The following is a 16,646-nucleotide window of genomic DNA, read 5'->3' as shown; positions in this document are numbered from 1 at the left end:
GAGCCCCCAGGGAACGGGCGAAGGGCGGGTAGGGGACCGGCGCCGCAGGCCGTCGCACCCTCCGGGTACGGGAAACGGGCCGGGCCCGGTGCCCCTGAGGGGAACCGGGCCCGGCCCGTAGAGACTGCCGACGGCTACGTCAGTTGTCGTCCTCGTCGATCAGGAAGCCCCGCATGGGCGACGGCGCCTGCTGCATCGGCTGCGGAGCAGCCGGCCGCACCGGAGCCATCGGCTGCGTCATGGCCGGGGACATCTGCTGCTGGCCACCGTAGGACGGCGCGCCGCCCATCGGGGAGGGGCCGCCCATGGGCGAGGGAGCGCCCATCGGGGACGGGGCGCCCATGCCCATCGCGCCGGCCGGAGCCATCGACGGGGACGGCGACGGCGGCAGGGCCGGGCCGGCCGGGGTGCGCGGCGGGGCCAGGGAGTCGTCGGCCTGGGTCTCCAGCTGGCGCAGCTGCGACTCCAGGTAGGACTTCAGACGCGTACGGTACTCGCGCTCGAAGCCCCGCAGGTCCTCGACCTTGCGCTCCAGCGTGGCGCGGGCGGACTCCAGCGAGCCCATCGCGACGCGGTGCTTCTCCTGCGCGTCCCGCTCCAGCGCGTCGGCCTTGGCGCGGGCGTCCCGCTCCAGGCCCTCGGCGCGGCTGCGCGCCTCGCCGACGATCTTGTTGGCCTCGGAGCGGGCCTCCGCGATCGCCTGGTCGGCGGTCTGCTGCGCGAGCGACAGGACGCGGGCGGCGCTGTCGCCACCGGGGCCCTGCTGCGGGAGCTGCGGCTGCTGCATGGGCTGCATCTGCTGGCCCATCGGCTGCATCTGCTGACCCATGGGCTGCATCTGCTGGCCCATCGGCTGGCCGAGCTGGTTCTGGCCGCCCATGGACTGCTGCTGCATCTGCTGCGGCATGGGCTGCTGGCCCATCTGCTGCTGCTGCGGCGCCATCGGGTGCTGGCCGCCCATGGACTGCTGCTGCATGGGGCCGCCCATCGGGCCCGGACCCTGCGGTCCGTGTCCGCCGGGGCCCGGGGGCAGCTGGGGCTGGCCGCCCGGCAGCTGCGGCGGGCCCATCTGCGGCTGCTGCTGCTGCGGCGGGCCGGATATGGCCGCCGGCACGGGGGCGCCGGGGCCGCGCTGGTCCTGGGGTTCGGGCTTGCGCATGTTGGCCTGCTGCTGGCTCTGCGCGGCGGCGCGCGTGGCGGCGGCCAGCTTCGCGCGCAGGTCCTCGTTCTCGCGCAGCAGGCGCGTCAGTTCGGCTTCGACCTCGTCGAGGAAGGCATCGACCTCGTCCTCGTCATAGCCTTCTCGCAGGCGGACGGTCGTGAACTGCTTGTTCCGCACGTCCTCGGGAGTCAGCGGCATGTCTTCTTCACCTCTACGTAGTCGTCGGCAGTCGGCAGGACCGTATCGGGACTGTCCCCGCAGGCGCGGGGGAGCTCATCGTTCACACGCTTCTCGCAGCGGTGCTCACGAAGCTGATGAGGATGTAAACGATGATCATCAGAACGAAGAAGGACAGGTCGAGCGCCACGCCCCCGAGACGCAACGGCGGGATGAACCGCCGAAGGAGTTTGAGCGGTGGATCGGTGACAGTGTAGGTGGCCTCCAGAACGACCACCATCGCCTTGCCGGGTGTCCATGAACGTGCGAACTGGAACACGTAGTCCATGACCAGTCGGAAGATCAGCACGATGAGGAAGCACATCAGCGCGATGTAGACCACCTGCAGTGCGATGCCCATCCCGCGCTTCCCTCTCCCCTGCTCCCGCTCTGTTCCCGGTCCCGTATCTGACGGATCGGTCTAGCTTTGGTTGAAGAACCCGCCCTCCGCGATGCGGGCCTTGTCCTCCGCCGTGACATCGACGTTAGCAGGCGACAGCAGGAACACCTTCTGTGTCACGCGTTCAATACTGCCGTGCAGACCGAAGACGAGGCCGGCCGCGAAGTCGACGAGACGCTTCGCATCGGTGTCGTCCATCTCCGTGAGATTCATGATCACCGGAGTGCCCTCACGGAAGTGTTCCCCGATGGTACGGGCCTCGTTGTAGGTCCGGGGGTGCAGCGTCGTGATGCGGTACGGCTCCCGCTCGGAGACGACCTTGGGCATGATCACGGGGGCGTTCTTCTCCAGGTTGGTGCGGTCAGGTGTGATGGATGCCACGGGGGCAATTCGCGCGGGACGTCCGTTTTCTGACGGAATTGGGAGGGGTTCGCGCGGCGCCGGCGGCTGCACCGCTCGTACCGGTTCGTCCGTTACGGGCGATTGGTGCACGGGCTGCTGTCGCCGCTCCCGCTCCCGGGGGCGCTCGGGCTCCGGCTCGGGCTCGAATTCGTCATCGGGGTCGTACCCCGGGTTGTCGTACCGGTCGTCCTCCACGAGGCCGAGGTAGACCGCCATCTTGCGCATCGCGCCGGCCATTCTCCGAGTCCTCCGCTCTGTGGTGGATCGCCCTGTCGCAGGTGTCGCTGTGTCACCAAAGTCACCAACTGCCCGCGATCCACGTGGTCTGTCCGCTCATCTGCGGAAATGACCATATTTTCTGCTGTGGTCCGACTTTCTTCGCGACGTTACCCGAGCCGGGGTCTCGCGCCGAGTACCGCAGTGCCGACGCGTACATGTGTCGCACCGGCCAGGACGGCCTGTTCCAGGTCGGCGCTCATTCCCGCCGACACCATCGTGGCAGCCGGATGGTCCGCGCGCAGGCCGGATGACAATTCCATCATCCGCTCGAAGGCCGCCTGTTCGCGTCCCGCGTAGCGGCCGGCGAGGGGGGCGACCGTCATGAGACCGTCGATCCGCAACCCCGGCGCGCCGGCGACGAGGTCCGCCAACTCGGCCAGCTGCTCGGGGGCGGCACCGCCCCGGGCCCCGCGCTCGCCCGACTCGGCGTCGAGGGCGATCTGTACGAGGCAGCCGATCTCCCGCTCCTGCGCCACCGCCGCCGCCGAGAGCGCCGAGACGAGCTTCGACCGGTCGACCGACTGCACCACGTGTGCGTATCCCGCCACGGAACGGACCTTGTTCGTCTGCAACTGCCCCACGAAGTGCCAGTTCAACGACAGATCCGCGCAGGCGGCCGCCTTGGGGGCGGCGTCCTGGTCCCGGTTTTCCGCCACATGACGGACTCCCAGGTCCGCCAGCAGGCGTACGTCGGTCGCGGGGTAGGTCTTGGTGACCACGATGAGGGTCACCTCTTCCCGCTTCCGGCCCGCCGCCGCGCAGGCGGACGCGATCCGCTCCTCCACCCGCGCGAGGTTCTCCGCGAGCTCGGACTTACGATCCGTCATAACTCAGTCCAACCAGACATATCCGGCAAGCCGGCCGGTCACCCGGTCGCGGCGGTACGAGAAGTGGTCCCGCGACTCCAGTGTGCAGACCGGGGAGCGGTGGCCGTGCGGCACCCCCGCCTCCGCGAGCTGGGCGTGCACCCCGGCGACCACGTCGACGGCCGGCGTCCCCCAGCTGGTCTCGGCCCACGCGGCCGGCACCACGGCGGCGACCGCCTCCCGCATCTCGGCCGGCACCTCGTAGCAGTGCCCGCAGACGGCGGGTCCAGTACGGGCGACGATCCGCGCGGGGTCGGCGCCCAGGGCCACCATCGCCTCGACGGCGGCGGGCACCACCCCCGCGACCAGCCCGGGCCGCCCGGCGTGGGCGGCCGCGGCGACCCCGGCGACGGGGTCGGCCAGCAGCACGGGGGTGCAGTCGGCGGTGAGCACGGCGAGGGCGAGCCCCCGACGTGCGGTCACCACGGCGTCCACCGAGGGGATGTCCGCGGCGGAGCCCCAGGGCCCGTCGACCACGGCCACGTCCCGCCCGTGCACCTGGTTCATCCAGACCACGAGCTCCGGGTCGACACCCAGCTCCTTCGCGGCGGCCGCCCGGTTCGCGCGAACGGCGGCCGGGTCGTCTCCGACCGCGCCGCCGAGATTGAGCTCCTCGTACGGAACGGCGCTCACCCCGCCCCACCGGTCGGTGAAGGCGAAGTGGGCGCCGCTCTCGTGATGCTGCTCCAGCGTCACTTCAAGAAGTCCGGAACGTCCAGCTCCTCGGCCGGGCTGTCCTGGTAGGGCCGGGCCGTCGGGACCTGCGGCGGGGCCGGCGCGGTCTCGACCGGGATCTCGACCGGGGCCGGGGGCTCCTCGCGCGGGGTCACGGTGCCGAGTCCGCCGAAGGCCGGGCGGACCGGCTCGGGCGCGCGGACCGGCGCGGGGGCCGGCTCCTCGCGCTTGGTGGACGCGGCGCCGATCACGTTGTCCCGGCGGGCGGGGGGCTGGCCCCCGTCGAAGCCGGCCGCGATGACCGTGACGCGGACCTCGTCACCGAGGGCGTCGTCGATGACGGCGCCGAAGATGATGTTCGCCTCGGGGTGCGCGGCCTCGCTCACCAGCTGCGCGGCCTCGTTGATCTCGAAGAGACCGAGGTCCGAGCCGCCGGAGATGGAGAGCAGCACGCCGCGGGCGCCGTCGATGGACGCCTCCAGCAGCGGCGAGGAGATCGCCATCTCGGCCGCGGCCACGGCGCGGTCGTCGCCGCGGGCGGAGCCGATGCCCATCAGGGCCGAGCCGGCCTCGGACATCACGGACTTGACGTCGGCGAAGTCGAGGTTGATCAGGCCCGGGGTGGTGATCAGGTCGGTGATGCCCTGGACGCCGCTGAGCAGGACCTGGTCGGCCGACTTGAAGGCGTCGAGCACCGAGACCTGGCGGTCCGAGATGGACAGCAGGCGGTCGTTGGGGATGACGATGAGGGTGTCGACCTCTTCGCGGAGCTCGGCGATGCCGTCCTCCGCCTGGTTCGCGCGGCGCCGGCCCTCGAAGGTGAACGGCCGGGTGACCACACCGATCGTCAGGGCGCCGAGCGAGCGCGCGATGTTGGCGACGACGGGCGCGCCGCCCGTGCCGGTGCCGCCGCCCTCGCCGGCGGTCACGAAGACCATGTCGGCCCCCTTGAGGACCTCCTCGATCTCCTCGCGGTGGTCCTCTGCCGCCTTGCGGCCGACGGCCGGGTTGGCTCCGGCGCCGAGGCCCCGGGTGAGTTCGCGGCCGACGTCGAGCTTGACGTCGGCGTCGCTCATCAACAGCGCCTGGGCGTCGGTGTTGATGGCGATGAACTCGACGCCCTTGAGACCGACCTCGATCATTCGGTTGATGGCATTGACACCACCGCCGCCGACACCGATGACCTTGATGACTGCGAGGTAGTTCTGCGGTGCTGCCACGTCGAAGGCCTCTCGCCTCGAGTTACGTGTCGCCGCCTCGCGGGCCTGCGGTGCGACGACTGATGCCGAAATGTGGGACGGTCCGTACGCGCCGACCCGAACCCTAACCCTGAAGTTTAGGGTTAGGGATGTGTCTGTTCCTTGGACTCTTCCGAACAGGACACTAAGTCGACAAGTAGCGCGTGTTCAACGAACACGCCGAACCTCCCGTTTTTCTTTTCACCCTATGTGATCACCCGTATCGGTGGCCAACCAGGGTGCGTCGGGCCTCGACCCGACGTCAACTCCCGGACACCGCCGGGGCGGTGGGGACGCTCACGTCGAAGTGGTCGGCTTTGGGCGCGGCCTTCAGCAGGGCGGTCAGCGCCCGGCCTTTGGCCTCACCCAGTTCGCCGCTCCCCCACACCACGGAACGGCCCTTCGTCAGCTCCAGCACGACCGAGTCGAACGACCGTACCTTGACCTGCAACGTCTCCTTCGCGACTGCGTCGGGAAGGCCTCCCGCGATGCCCACCGCCTCCCGCAACAGCCGCTCCTCGTCGAAGCGGCGCGCGCTCGGCGAGCGGTCCGCGGCCATTTCGAGGAGCGGAACGCCGGCGGGTGCTTTCGCAACGGTGTCGAACCGCACACCCTTCGCGTCCACTTCGATGAAGTCCGCGCCCTTTTTGATGAGCAGGACCGGTTTGCGCTCCGTCACTTTCAGCCCGATCCCGTGCGGCCAGGCCCGCACCACATCGACCGAATCGATGCGGGACAGCCGGCCGCGCACCCGGTTCGCGATCTCGTCGGTGTCGACGCTGACCAGGGGCGCGCCGACGGGCACGGCGGCGGCGGCGAGGACCTGCTCGGGGGTGAGCACCCCGGTGCCGGAGGCCGTGACCTTCTCGACGCGCAGCCAGGACGAGCCGTACAGGGCCCAGGTGCCGCCCCCGGCGAGGAGCGCCGCGGCGGCGAGGGTCACCAGCAGGCGGACCCGGCGCGGCCGCCCGCCGCCGGACCCGCGCGGGCCGGTGCCCTTGGGCGACTTGGGCGGCCGGGGCGGTTTGGGCACGCCCGCGCCCTTGCCGCCCCCGCCCGCCCGGCCGGACGCCCCACGCCGTGCCGTCGTCGCTCCGGCCACTCCTGTGCCTCCTGGGTCGGCGGTTACCCGCGTGCGGCCGCGATCGCCTCGTGGACGAGGCCGACGAGGAGCTCGTCGGCGTCCCGGCGGCCGAACTCGGCGGCGGCGCGGGACATCTCGTACAGGCGGTGCGGATCGGACAGCACCGGCAGGACCTGGCCGAGCACCCAGTCGGGCGTCAGCTCCGCGTCGTCGACGAGGAGGCCGCCGCCGGCCTTGACCACCGGCTGGGCGTTGAGCCGCTGTTCGCCGTTGCCGATGGGCAGCGGTACGTAGGCGGCCGGCAGTCCGACGGCGGCGAGTTCGGCGACGGTCATCGCGCCCGCGCGGCACAGCATCATGTCGGCGGCGGCGTACGCGAGGTCCATCCGGTCCACGTACGGTACCGGGACGTAGGGCGGCATCCCGGGCATGTTGTCGACACGCGGCAGTTCGTTCTTCGGGCCGACCGCGTGCAGGATCTGGATCCCGGAGCGCTGGAGGGTCGGCGCGACCTGCTGGATGGTCTCGTTGAGCCGGCGCGCGCCCTGCGAGCCGCCGGAGACCAGCAGCGTGGGCAGGTTGGGGTCGAGGCCGAAGGCGGCCCTGGCCTCGGGGCGGACGGCGGCGCGGTCGAGGGTGGAGATGGCGCGGCGCAGCGGGATGCCCACGTAGCGGGCGCCGCGCAGCTTGCTGTCGGGGGTGGAGACGGCGACGGCGTGCGCGTAGCGGGAGCCGATCTTGTTGGCCAGTCCGGGCCGGGCATTGGCCTCGTGGACGATGATCGGCACCCCGAGCCGCTTGGCGGCGAGGTAGCCGGGCAGGGCCACGTAGCCGCCGAAGCCCACGACCACGTCGGCCTTGGTGCGCACGAGGATCTCCTCGGCGGCCTTGATGGTGCCGCGCAGCCGTCCGGGGACGGTGATCAGCTCCGGGGTGGGCTTGCGGGGCAGCGGTACGGCGGGGATGAGCCCGAGCTCGTAGCCGCGTTCGGGCACGAGGCGGGTCTCGAGGCCGCGCTCCGTGCCGAGGGCGGTGATGCCCACGGTCGGGTCCTGCCTGCGCAGGGCGTCCGCGAGGGCCAGCGCCGGCTCGATGTGGCCGGCGGTCCCCCCACCGGCGAGTACGACATGCACCGAAATTCACCGCTCTCCGGACGGACGCCTCTTGACGCGCCGTCTCATCGACTTCCATATCGGCCCGCTCCGCTTCCGGCCGGCTCCCGGCCGTCGCATCGCGAGCGCCGCGCGCGCCGCCGGCTCCTCCCGCGCGAACGCGATGAGCAGTCCGACCGCGAACATGGTCGGCAGCAGGGCGGACCCCCCGTAGGAGAACAGCGGGAGGGGTACCCCTGCGATCGGCAGCAGACCGAGCACCGCACCGATGTTGATCACGGCCTGGGCCGTGATCCAGGTGGTCACGCCTCCCGCGGCATACCGTACGAAGGAGTCCTCCGTGCGTCCGGCCACGCGGATACCCGCATAGCCTAGAGCCGCGAACAGGGCGAGCACCGACAGCGTCCCCGCCAGGCCCAGTTCCTCACCGGTGATGGCAAAGATGAAGTCGGTATGGGCTTCGGGCAGTTGCCCCCATTTTTCCACACTCGCCCCGAGTCCGGAACCGAACCATCCGCCGGATGCGAGGGCGTAGATCCCGTGGACGCCCTGCCAGCAGAGGTCGTTCCTGCCGGGGTCCGTCGCCCCGAGGCAGGCGAGCCGGTCCATGCGGTGCGGGCTGGTCTTGATGAGCAGTGCGACGATCACACCCGCGAAGCCGAGCACCGCGGCGAACATCCGCGTCGGCGCCCCGGCGAGCCACAACAGGCCGAACAGGACGGCTCCGAGGATCATCGCGGTGCCCATGTCCCCGCCGAGCATGATCAGCCCGAGCAGCAGGAAGGCGACCGGGACCAGCGGCACCAGCAGGTGCTTCCACTGGGTCAGCAGCCCCTTGTCGCCCTTGCGGGCCAGCAGGTCGGCGCCCCACAGGATCAGCGCCAGCTTGCCGAACTCGCTGGGCTGGAGCATGAACGGGCCGCCCAGCGAGATCCAGTTCTGGTTGCCGTTGATGGAGACCCCTATCCCGGGGACCTGGACCAGGACCATCAGGAACAGGGTGCCGGCGAGCACCGGGTAGGACAGCGCGCGGTGCAGCTTGACCGGCATCCGGGAGGCGGCGAACAGCAGGACGCCGCCGATCGCGGCGGCCAGGAACTGCTTCTTGAAGAAGTAGGCGTCTCCCAGGCCCAGCTGGAGGGCCTTGATCATGGACGCCGAGTAGACCATCACCAGGCCGAGCACGGTGATGAGCAGTGAGCTGCCGAAGATCAGGTAATACGCCGTGAGCGGGCGGTCCCAGGCCTTCGTCAACTGCCGCCGCGTACGCCTCAGCCGCTCCAGCGGCCCGCCCCGGGCGGGCCGCTGGGCACCGGGGGCGGGACGTTTGCGGCCCTGCGCCTTGACGGCGGAGGGCCGCCGTCCCGGCAGCATCTGTTTGGCCGGCATCTGTGATCTTCCCCTCCACTCGTACGGGGCGAGCAGCCGGCCGGAGGGAACCTGTCGGGCGCCCTCGGCTAGGCCGTGTCCGCGGCGCTCCCGGAGGCGAGTTCGCGCACCGCGTCGGCGAACGCGTCGCCCCGCTTGTTGTAGTTCGCGAACATGTCCATCGAGGCGCACGCGGGCGCCAGGAGGACGGTGTCTCCGGGTTCCGCGAGCCGGGCCGCTTCCCGGACCGCTGCGAGCATCGCCCCAGTGTCGGTCCGTTCGAGGTCGGTCACCGGGACCTCGGGCGCGTGTCGCGCCAGCGCCTCGGCGATCAGCGCCCGGTCGGCGCCCATCAGGACCACGCCGCGCAGCCGCTTCGCGGACTTCTGCACGAGCTCGTCGAAGGTCGCGCCCTTGGCGAGGCCGCCGGCGATCCAGACGACCGGTTCGAAGGCGGCCAGGGAGGCCTCGGCGGCGTGGGTGTTGGTGGCCTTGGAGTCGTCGACGTAGCGGACCCCGTCGACCTCGTCCACGTACGCCACGCGGTGCGCGTCGGGGCGGAAGTCGCGCAGCCCGTCGCGGACGGCGCGCGGCTCGACGCCGAAGGCGCGGGCCAGGGCCGCCGCGGCGAGGGCGTTGGCGATGTTGTGCGGGGCGGGCGGGTTGACGTCGTCGACGTGCGCCAGCTCCTGGGCGTTCTTCTGCCGGTTCTGCACGAACGCCCGGTCGACGAGGATCCCGTCGACCACGCCGAGCATGGAGGGGCCGGGGGCGCCGAGGGTGAAGCCGATGGCCCGGCAGCCCTCCTCGACGTCGGCCTCCTCGACCAGCCGCTCGGTGGCGGGGTCGGCGACGTTGTAGACGCAGGCGACGGTGTTGCCCTCGTAGATGCGGCCCTTGTCGGCGGCGTACGCCTCCATGGAGCCGTGCCAGTCGAGGTGGTCCGGGGCCAGGTTGAGGACGGCCGCGGAGTGGGCGCGCACGGAGGGCGCCCAGTGCAGCTGGTAGCTGGAGAGCTCGACGGCGAGGACGTCGTACTGCTCCTCGCCGGTCACCACGTCGATGATGGGGGTGCCGATGTTGCCGACGGCGGCGGTCTTCAGACCGGCCGCCCGCAGGATCGAGGCCAGCATCTGGGTGGTGGTGGTCTTGCCGTTGGTGCCGGTGATCGCGAGCCACGGGGCCGCGTTCTCGCCGCGCAGCTGCCAGGCGATCTCGACGTCCCCGACGACCTCCACGCCCGCCGCGGCGGCGGCCGCGAACAGCGGGCTGTCGGGCTTCCAGCCGGGCGAGGTGACGACGAGGTCGGTGCCCTCGGGGAGGGTCTCGGCGTCGCCCAGGCGCACGGTGACGCCCTTGGCCTCGGCCTCCAGCTCGGCCGCGCGGGCCCGGTGGCCCTCGCTGTCGCCGCCGTCGACCACGGTCACTACGGCGCCGAGGCCGGCCAGGGCGCGGGCGGCGCTGATGCCGCTCACGCCGAGGCCGGCGACGGTGATGTTCCGGTCCTGCCAGGGGGTCACTTGTCCGCTGCCCATCCCGCGTAGAAGAGGCCGAGACCCACGATCACGCACATGCCCTGGATGATCCAGAAGCGGACCACGACAAGGACTTCCGACCAGCCCTTGAGTTCGAAGTGGTGCTGGAGCGGGGCCATTCGGAAGACGCGCTTGCCGGTCAGCTTGAAGGAGCCGACCTGGATGACGACCGACATCGTGATGAGCACGAAGAGGCCGCCGAGGAGGGCCATCAGGAACTCCGTGCGGGAGCAGATGGCCAGACCCGCGAGGGCGCCGCCGAGCGCGAGCGAGCCGGTGTCGCCCATGAAGATCTTGGCGGGCGAGGTGTTCCACCACAGGAAGCCGAAGCAGGCTCCCATGAGGGCGGAGGCGACGACCGCGAGGTCCAGCGGGTCGCGGACCTCGAAGCAGGCGTTGGGGTTGGTCAGGGTCACCGCGTTGGCGCAGGACTCCTGGAACTGCCAGACGCCGATGAAGGTGTAGGCGCCGAAGACCATCACGGCGGCACCCGTCGCGAGGCCGTCGAGGCCGTCGGTCAGGTTCACGCCGTTGGACATGGCCAGGATCATGAACAGGGCCCAGACCACGAACAGCACGGGTCCGATGGACCAGCCGAAGTCCGTGACGAACGACAGCTTCTCGGAGGCCGGGGTGAGCCCGCGCGAGTCCTTGAACTGGAGCGCGAGCACCGCGAAGGCGATGCCGACGATCAGCTGGCCGGCCATCTTGGCCTTGGCCCGCAGACCGAGCGAACGGCGCTTGACGATCTTGATGTAGTCGTCGAGGTAGCCGACCAGGCCCATGCCCGCCATCAGGAACAGCACCAGCAGGCCCGAGAAGGACGGCGACTCGCCGGTGATGACCTTCGTCAGGGCGTACGCGATGAGGGTGGCCAGGATGAAGGAGATACCGCCCATGGTGGGCGTGCCCTTCTTGCCCGCGTGGCCGCGGGGGCCGTCGTCGCGGATGAACTGGCCGTAGCCCTTGCGGGCCAGCAGCTTGATCAGCAGCGGGGTGCCGATGACGGTGAGGAACATGCCGATGACACCGGCGAACAGGATCTGCCTCATCGGCCGGCAACCTCGCCCTCGCCCTGGAGCAGCGCCAGCGCCACCCGCTCCAGACCGACCGACCTGGAAGCCTTCACCAGCACGACGTCCCCCGGGCGCAGTTCACTGCGCAACAGGTCGACCGCCGCCTGCGCGTCGGACACGAGCACCGACTCCTCACCCCACGAACCCTCGTTATATGCGCCCAGCTGCAGCCAGGACGCTTCCCTGCCCCCGACTGCCACGAGCCTGCTCACGTTGAGCCGGACGGCGAGCCGCCCCACCGCGTCGTGCTCGGCCAGCGAAGCGTCACCGAGCTCGGCCATGGGACCGAGCACCGCCCACGTGCGTCCCCCGCCCTCCTTGCCGGCGCCGCCCATCGCGGCCAGTGCGCGCAGGGCGGCCCGCATGGATTCGGGGTTCGCGTTGTAGGCGTCGTTGACGATCGTGACGCCGTCCGCCCGCTCGGTGACCTCCATGCGCCACCGGGACAGGGTGCCCGCCCCGGAGAGCGCGGTGGCGATCTCCTCGACCGACATGCCCAGGACATGGGCGACGGCGGCCGCGGCGAGCGCGTTCGACACGTGGTGCTCACCGTACAGGCGCAAGGTCACATCGCTGCACCCGGTCGGTGTGTGGAGTGTGAAGGAGGGCTGTCCCGAGGGGGTCATCCGCACCTCGGTCGCGCGTACGTCCGCGTCCTCGGCCTCGCCGAACAGGACCGTACGGGCCTTCGTACGGGCGGACATCGCGCGCACCAGCAGGTCGTCGGCGTTCAGGACGGCGACCCCGCCCTCGGCCTCGGACGGGAGGGCCTCGACCAGCTCGCCCTTGGCCTGGGCGATGGCCTCCCGGCCGCCGAACTCGCCGATGTGGGCGGTGCCGACGTTCAGCACGAGGCCGATGCGCGGCGGGGTGAGGCCGCAGAGGTAGGCGATGTGCCCGATGCCGCGGGCGCCCATTTCCAGGACCAGGTGCCGGGTTTCGGCGGTGGCCTTCAGCGCCGTGAGCGGCAGGCCGATCTCGTTGTTGAGGGAGCCGGGCGTCCACACGGTGGGCGCGTGGTGCTGGAGCACCTGGGCGATCAGGTCCTTGGTGGAGGTCTTGCCGGCCGAGCCGGTCAGGGCGACCACGTCGGTACCGAGCCGTCCGACGACCGCGCGGGCGAGGGCGCCGAGCGCCTTCTCCACGTCGTCGACCACGATCGCCGGGACGCCGACCGGCCGGGCGGCCAGGACGGCGACGGCGCCGGCGGCGACCGCGCGCCCGGCGTAGTCGTGGCCGTCGACCTGCTCGCCGGCGAAGGCGGCGAAGAGGCTGCCGGGCTCCACCTGGCGGGAGTCGATGACGACCGGGCCGCCGGCCGTCGCGGAGAGGTCCGGTATGTCGTGGGGCCGCCCGCCGGTGATGTCGGCGATCTCGGCGAGGGAGAGGGCGATCACTGGTTCACCTCGGCCTGTCGGGCGCTGAGCTGCTGGTTCTCGATGGCCGCGCGGAGCACGGCGCGGTCGTCGAAGGGGCGGACGACGCCCGCCGTGTCCTGGCCCTGCTCGTGGCCCTTGCCCGCGACGAGGACGGTGTCCCCCGCCTCGGCGCGCGCGACGGCGGCGGCGATGGCCGCGGCCCGGTCCGCGTCGACCAGGACGGTGCCCCGCTCCTCGGCGGGGACGGAGACCGCGCCCTCGAACATCGCGGCGAGGATCCTCAACGGGTCCTCGGAGCGCGGGTTGTCGGAGGTCAGGACGGCGGTGTCGGCGTAGCGGGCCGCGGCGGCGCCCATCGGGCCGCGCTTGGTGGTGTCGCGGTCGCCGCCGCAGCCGAGCACGATGTGCAGCCTGCCGGTGGTGACCTCGCGCAGGGCGCGCAGCACGGACTCGACGGCGTCGGTCTTGTGGGCGTAGTCCACGACGGCCAGGTACGGCTGTCCCGCGTCGACCCGCTCCAGCCGGCCGGGGACGCCGGGGACCGCGGCGACGCCGTCGGCGGCGGTCTGCGGGTCGAGCCCGGCGGCGGCCAGGGTGACGACGGCGGCGACGGTGTTGGCGACGTTGAACGGGCCGGGCAGCGGGGCCTTGGCCCGTACGCGCTGTCCTTCCGGCCCGACCAGGGTCAGGGTGGAGTCCATGTGCCCGCTGACCACGTCCTCGGCGCGCCAGTCGGCGGCCGGGTCGCCGGCGGCGGAGAAGGTGACGACCGGGATCGGCGCCTCCTTGGCGAGGCGGCGGCCGTACTCGTCGTCGATGTTGACCACGCCCAGGCGGGCGCGGCGCTCGGTGAACAGCTGCGCCTTGGCCTGGAAGTAGTCCTCCATGTCGGAGTGGAACTCCATGTGCTCCGGGCTGAGGTTGTTGAAGACGGCGACGTCGAAGACGCAGCCGTCGACCCGGCCCAGCACCAGGGCGTGGCTGGAGACCTCCATGGCGACGGCCTCGACGCCGCGTTCGCGCATGACGGCGAACAGGGCCTGGAGGTCGGTGGCCTCGGGGGTGGTGCGCTCGGACTTGATGCGCTCGTCGCCGATGCGCATCTCGACGGTGCCCACCAGTCCGGTGGCCTTGCCCGCCGCGCGCAGCCCGCCCTCGACGAGGTAGGCGGTGGTGGTCTTGCCGGAGGTGCCGGTGATGCCGAGCTGGAGCAGGGCTTCGCCGGGCCGGCCGTAGATCTCGGCGGCGAGCTCGCCCATGCGGCCGCGCGGGTCCTCGACGGCCAGGACGGGCAGGCCGGTCGCGGCGGCGCGTGCGGCGCCGGCCGGGTCGGTCAGCACGGCGGCGGCGCCGAGGGCGGCCGCCTGGGCCGCGAAGTCGGCGCCGTGCAGCCGGGCGCCGGGCAGGGCCGCGTACAGGTCGCCGGGGCGCACGGCACGGGAGTCGTGCGTGATGCCGGTGATCCGGGCGTCGCCGGACTCGGGCAGGCCCAGCAGGCCGGCCAGCTCGCCCAGGGGGGTCGGGCGGGCGTTCACGGGCCGGGGCGCTCCCGGCGGCGCTGCCGGGGCGTCTTTCTGGGCGGTTCTGGGCTGATCAGCGTGGGGCACGGCGGTGAGCGTACCGGGCGCGGCGGGCCGCTCGCGAAGCGAGGGCCCGTCCTGGGCGGCTTCGGCCGTCTGGTTCCCGGGTTTCGGGGTGATCGTTGTCACTGATGGAGCCTCACGCGTGGGTGGTGGGACGGTCGGTTCTCTGTCAGGGCTGCGGGCTGGGTTGCGCGGTGGGCGGGGCGGCGGCCGGCGGGGCGGAATCGTAGGTCACCGGGAGCCCGGCGGGGGCGGCTCCGGTGGGTGCGACCTGGAGGGTCTTGAGTGCGAACTCCATGACGGTCTTGTAGATCGGGCCGCAGATCTGGCCGCCGAAGTAGCTGCCCTTGGTGGGGTTCTGGATGGCGCAGTAGACGGTGATCCGCGGGTCGTCGGCGGGGGCGAAGCCGGCGAAGGAGGCGGTGTAGCCCTTGTAGCGGCCGGTGGCCGGATCCACCCGGTTGGAGGTGCCGGTCTTGCCGCCGACCCGGTAGCCGGGGATCTTCGCCTTGGTTCCGGTGCCCTCCTGGTCGTCGACCACGGATTCGAGCATCTCGGAGAGGGTCTTGGCGGTCTGCTGGCTGATCACCCGGGTCTTCTCGGGCGCGGGGGCCGGGGTGAAGCGGCCGTCGGGGCCCTTGGTGCCGCGGACCAGGGTCGGGGTGATGCGGACGCCGCCGTTGGCGACGGTGGAGTAGACGGAGGCCGCCTGCATCGCGTTGAGGGACAGGCCCTGGCCGAAGGGGATCGTGTACTGCTGCGAGGTGGACCAGGCCTCCGGCTTGGCGAGGATGCCGCGGGATTCGCCGGGGTAGTTCAGGCCGGTGGGCCGTCCGATGCCGAACCTGTCCAGGTAGGAGTACAGGACCTTGTTGGCCTCGGGCTGGTTGGCGCCGAGCTGGCCGGTGGCCAGGATGGTGCCGATGTTGGAGGACTTGGCGAGGACCCCGTTGAGGGTCAGGTACCAGGTGGGGTGGTCGACGTCGTCCTTGAAGAGGCGGTCGCCGCGGTGCAGCCGGTTGGGCACCTCGACGTGGGTGTCGGGGGCGGCCTTCTTCTCCTCCAGGACGGCGGCCATGGAGATCACCTTGGCGGTGGAGCCGGGCTCGTAGACGTCCTGGAGCGCGGCGTTGCCCATGGCGGCGGACTTGGCCCGGGTCAGGTCGTTGGGGTCGAAGCCGGGGGCGTTGGCCATGGCCAGCACCTCGCCGGTGCGGGTGTCCTGGACGACGACGTAGCCGCGGTCGGCTCCGGACTTCTCGACCTGCTCGGCGATGGCGCTCTGGGCGGCCCACTGGATGTCGCGGTCGATGGTCAGCTCGACGTCCTCGCCGGGCACGGCGGGCTTCTCGTGGGACCCGGCGGTGGGCACGCGGCGGCCGCCGGACTGGGCGTAGGTGATCTCGCCCGCCTTGCCGGCCAGCTTCTTGTCGAGGGCGGACTCCAGGCCGCCGGCGCCCTTGCCCTCCGCGTTGACGTAGCCCAGTATCCCGGCGGCGAGGTCGCCGTTCGGGTACACGCGCTTGCTGCTGTTCTCGTTGAAGACGCCGGCGATGACGTTGGCGCCGGGGCCGTTGTTCCGCTTGTCGGCGGCCGCCTTGTCGGCGAACAGCTTCTTGAGGTCCTTGATCTGGTTCCAGACCTGGGGGGTCTGCCGGCGGGCCAGGACCACGTAGCGGGTGTCCTTGGTCTTCAGCCGGGCGGCGATCTCCTTGGCGTCCTTGCCGAGGATCGGCGCGAGGAGGGCGGCGGCCTGCTCGGGGGCGTCGGGGGCCTTGCTCTCCTGGGGGGTGAACATCTTCGGGTCGGCGGTGATGTCGTACGCGTCGACGCTGGTGGCCAGGGCGACGCCCTTGCGGTCGGTGATCTCCCCGCGCTCGGCCGCCAGGACGTACTTGGCGAAGCGGTTCTCGGTGGCCTTGGCGGAGTACGCGGAGGCGTCGACGGCCTGGACCTGGAGCAGCCGGACGACGAAGACGAGCATCACGAGGGTCAGCGCGACACCGACCAGCCGCAGGCGGGGCTTGGGGCTCCCGAGCCGGATGGTGTGCGGGGCCCGCTGCGCGGGCGTGCGTCCGGTGGTCCGGGGCCGGCCCGGGCCCGGCACCCGGCGCGGGGGCTCCTTGGGGCTCACCAGTGCGCTCCGCAGCGGTGGCTGCGGCTGCACGAGGGGGCCGCGCCCGGCGCGCAGCGCCCGGAACGGGGTCCGGGGCGGAGCCCCGGGGACCGGAGGAAGGGTGGGGCGGGGGCGAGGCCCGCAGCGTGGCGCCG

At 71.9% G+C, this 16,646-nt stretch carries 14 protein-coding genes; all 14 read right to left on the bottom strand.

The features are described 5' to 3' along the window. Positions 1-139: 139 nt before the first annotated feature. Positions 140-1,360 carry a DivIVA domain-containing protein gene (locus tag ACFVXK_RS29770; RefSeq protein WP_389617430.1) on the bottom strand — a complete coding sequence of 407 codons (1,221 nt, stop codon included), beginning with the start codon at positions 1,358-1,360 and terminating at the stop codon, positions 140-142. An 82-nt stretch (positions 1,361-1,442) separates the two neighbouring features. After that, positions 1,443-1,739 carry a YggT family protein gene (locus tag ACFVXK_RS29765; RefSeq protein WP_079426090.1) on the bottom strand — a complete coding sequence of 99 codons (297 nt, stop codon included), beginning with the start codon at positions 1,737-1,739 and terminating at the stop codon, positions 1,443-1,445. Positions 1,740-1,799: 60 nt separating this feature from the next. Beyond that, positions 1,800-2,417 carry a cell division protein SepF gene (locus tag ACFVXK_RS29760; protein ID WP_045949551.1) on the bottom strand — a complete coding sequence of 206 codons (618 nt, stop codon included), beginning with the start codon at positions 2,415-2,417 and terminating at the stop codon, positions 1,800-1,802. Positions 2,418-2,566: 149 nt separating this feature from the next. After that, positions 2,567-3,286, bottom strand: coding sequence for a YggS family pyridoxal phosphate-dependent enzyme (locus ACFVXK_RS29755; RefSeq protein ID WP_389617425.1), 720 nt, complete (start codon positions 3,284-3,286; stop codon positions 2,567-2,569). Between the two features lie 3 nt (positions 3,287-3,289). Beyond that, positions 3,290-4,021 carry a peptidoglycan editing factor PgeF gene (pgeF, locus tag ACFVXK_RS29750; protein WP_389617422.1) on the bottom strand — a complete coding sequence of 244 codons (732 nt, stop codon included), beginning with the start codon at positions 4,019-4,021 and terminating at the stop codon, positions 3,290-3,292. After that, complete coding sequence (gene ftsZ / locus ACFVXK_RS29745) at positions 4,018-5,220, bottom strand: cell division protein FtsZ (RefSeq protein WP_007263607.1); 1,203 nt, start codon at positions 5,218-5,220, stop codon at positions 4,018-4,020. Before ftsZ ends, pgeF begins: the two co-directional genes overlap by 4 nt. A gap of 280 nt (positions 5,221-5,500) precedes the next feature. Then, a complete protein-coding gene (locus ACFVXK_RS29740; protein WP_389617419.1) occupies positions 5,501-6,340 on the bottom strand; it encodes a cell division protein FtsQ/DivIB in 840 nt (279 codons plus the stop codon). A gap of 23 nt (positions 6,341-6,363) precedes the next feature. Continuing rightward, positions 6,364-7,455 (bottom strand): undecaprenyldiphospho-muramoylpentapeptide beta-N-acetylglucosaminyltransferase, encoded by a 1,092-nt coding sequence (murG, locus tag ACFVXK_RS29735; protein ID WP_358898578.1) that lies wholly within the window; start codon positions 7,453-7,455, stop codon positions 6,364-6,366. A gap of 6 nt (positions 7,456-7,461) precedes the next feature. After that, positions 7,462-8,823 carry a putative lipid II flippase FtsW gene (gene ftsW, locus ACFVXK_RS29730; protein ID WP_389617415.1) on the bottom strand — a complete coding sequence of 454 codons (1,362 nt, stop codon included), beginning with the start codon at positions 8,821-8,823 and terminating at the stop codon, positions 7,462-7,464. A 68-nt stretch (positions 8,824-8,891) separates the two neighbouring features. Next, positions 8,892-10,337 (bottom strand): UDP-N-acetylmuramoyl-L-alanine--D-glutamate ligase, encoded by a 1,446-nt coding sequence (murD, locus tag ACFVXK_RS29725; protein WP_389617412.1) that lies wholly within the window; start codon positions 10,335-10,337, stop codon positions 8,892-8,894. Continuing rightward, positions 10,319-11,389, bottom strand: a complete 1,071-nt coding sequence (mraY, locus tag ACFVXK_RS29720) for a phospho-N-acetylmuramoyl-pentapeptide-transferase (protein WP_042813328.1) — start codon at positions 11,387-11,389, stop codon at positions 10,319-10,321. Before mraY ends, murD begins: the two co-directional genes overlap by 19 nt. Continuing rightward, the gene (gene murF / locus ACFVXK_RS29715) at positions 11,386-12,810 is read right to left on the bottom strand and encodes a UDP-N-acetylmuramoyl-tripeptide--D-alanyl-D-alanine ligase (protein ID WP_389617409.1); all 1,425 of its coding nucleotides are present in this window, start codon (positions 12,808-12,810) and stop codon (positions 11,386-11,388) included. Before murF ends, mraY begins: the two co-directional genes overlap by 4 nt. Continuing rightward, entirely contained in the window at positions 12,807-14,501 is a 1,695-nt protein-coding gene (locus tag ACFVXK_RS29710; RefSeq protein WP_389617407.1) for a UDP-N-acetylmuramoyl-L-alanyl-D-glutamate--2,6-diaminopimelate ligase, read from the bottom strand. Before ACFVXK_RS29710 ends, murF begins: the two co-directional genes overlap by 4 nt. Before the next feature lie 43 nt (positions 14,502-14,544). Then, a complete protein-coding gene (locus ACFVXK_RS29705) occupies positions 14,545-16,509 on the bottom strand; it encodes a peptidoglycan D,D-transpeptidase FtsI family protein (protein ID WP_389617405.1) in 1,965 nt (654 codons plus the stop codon). Between the last annotated feature and the right edge of the window lie 137 nt (positions 16,510-16,646).

Origin of the sequence: Streptomyces sp. NPDC058157 (assembly GCF_042884105.1) — a bacterium.
Lineage (GTDB): Bacteria > Actinomycetota > Actinomycetes > Streptomycetales > Streptomycetaceae > Streptomyces.
The sequence above is the reverse complement of the archived record's forward strand: the minus strand, read 5'-3'. Positions and strand labels throughout refer to the sequence as shown.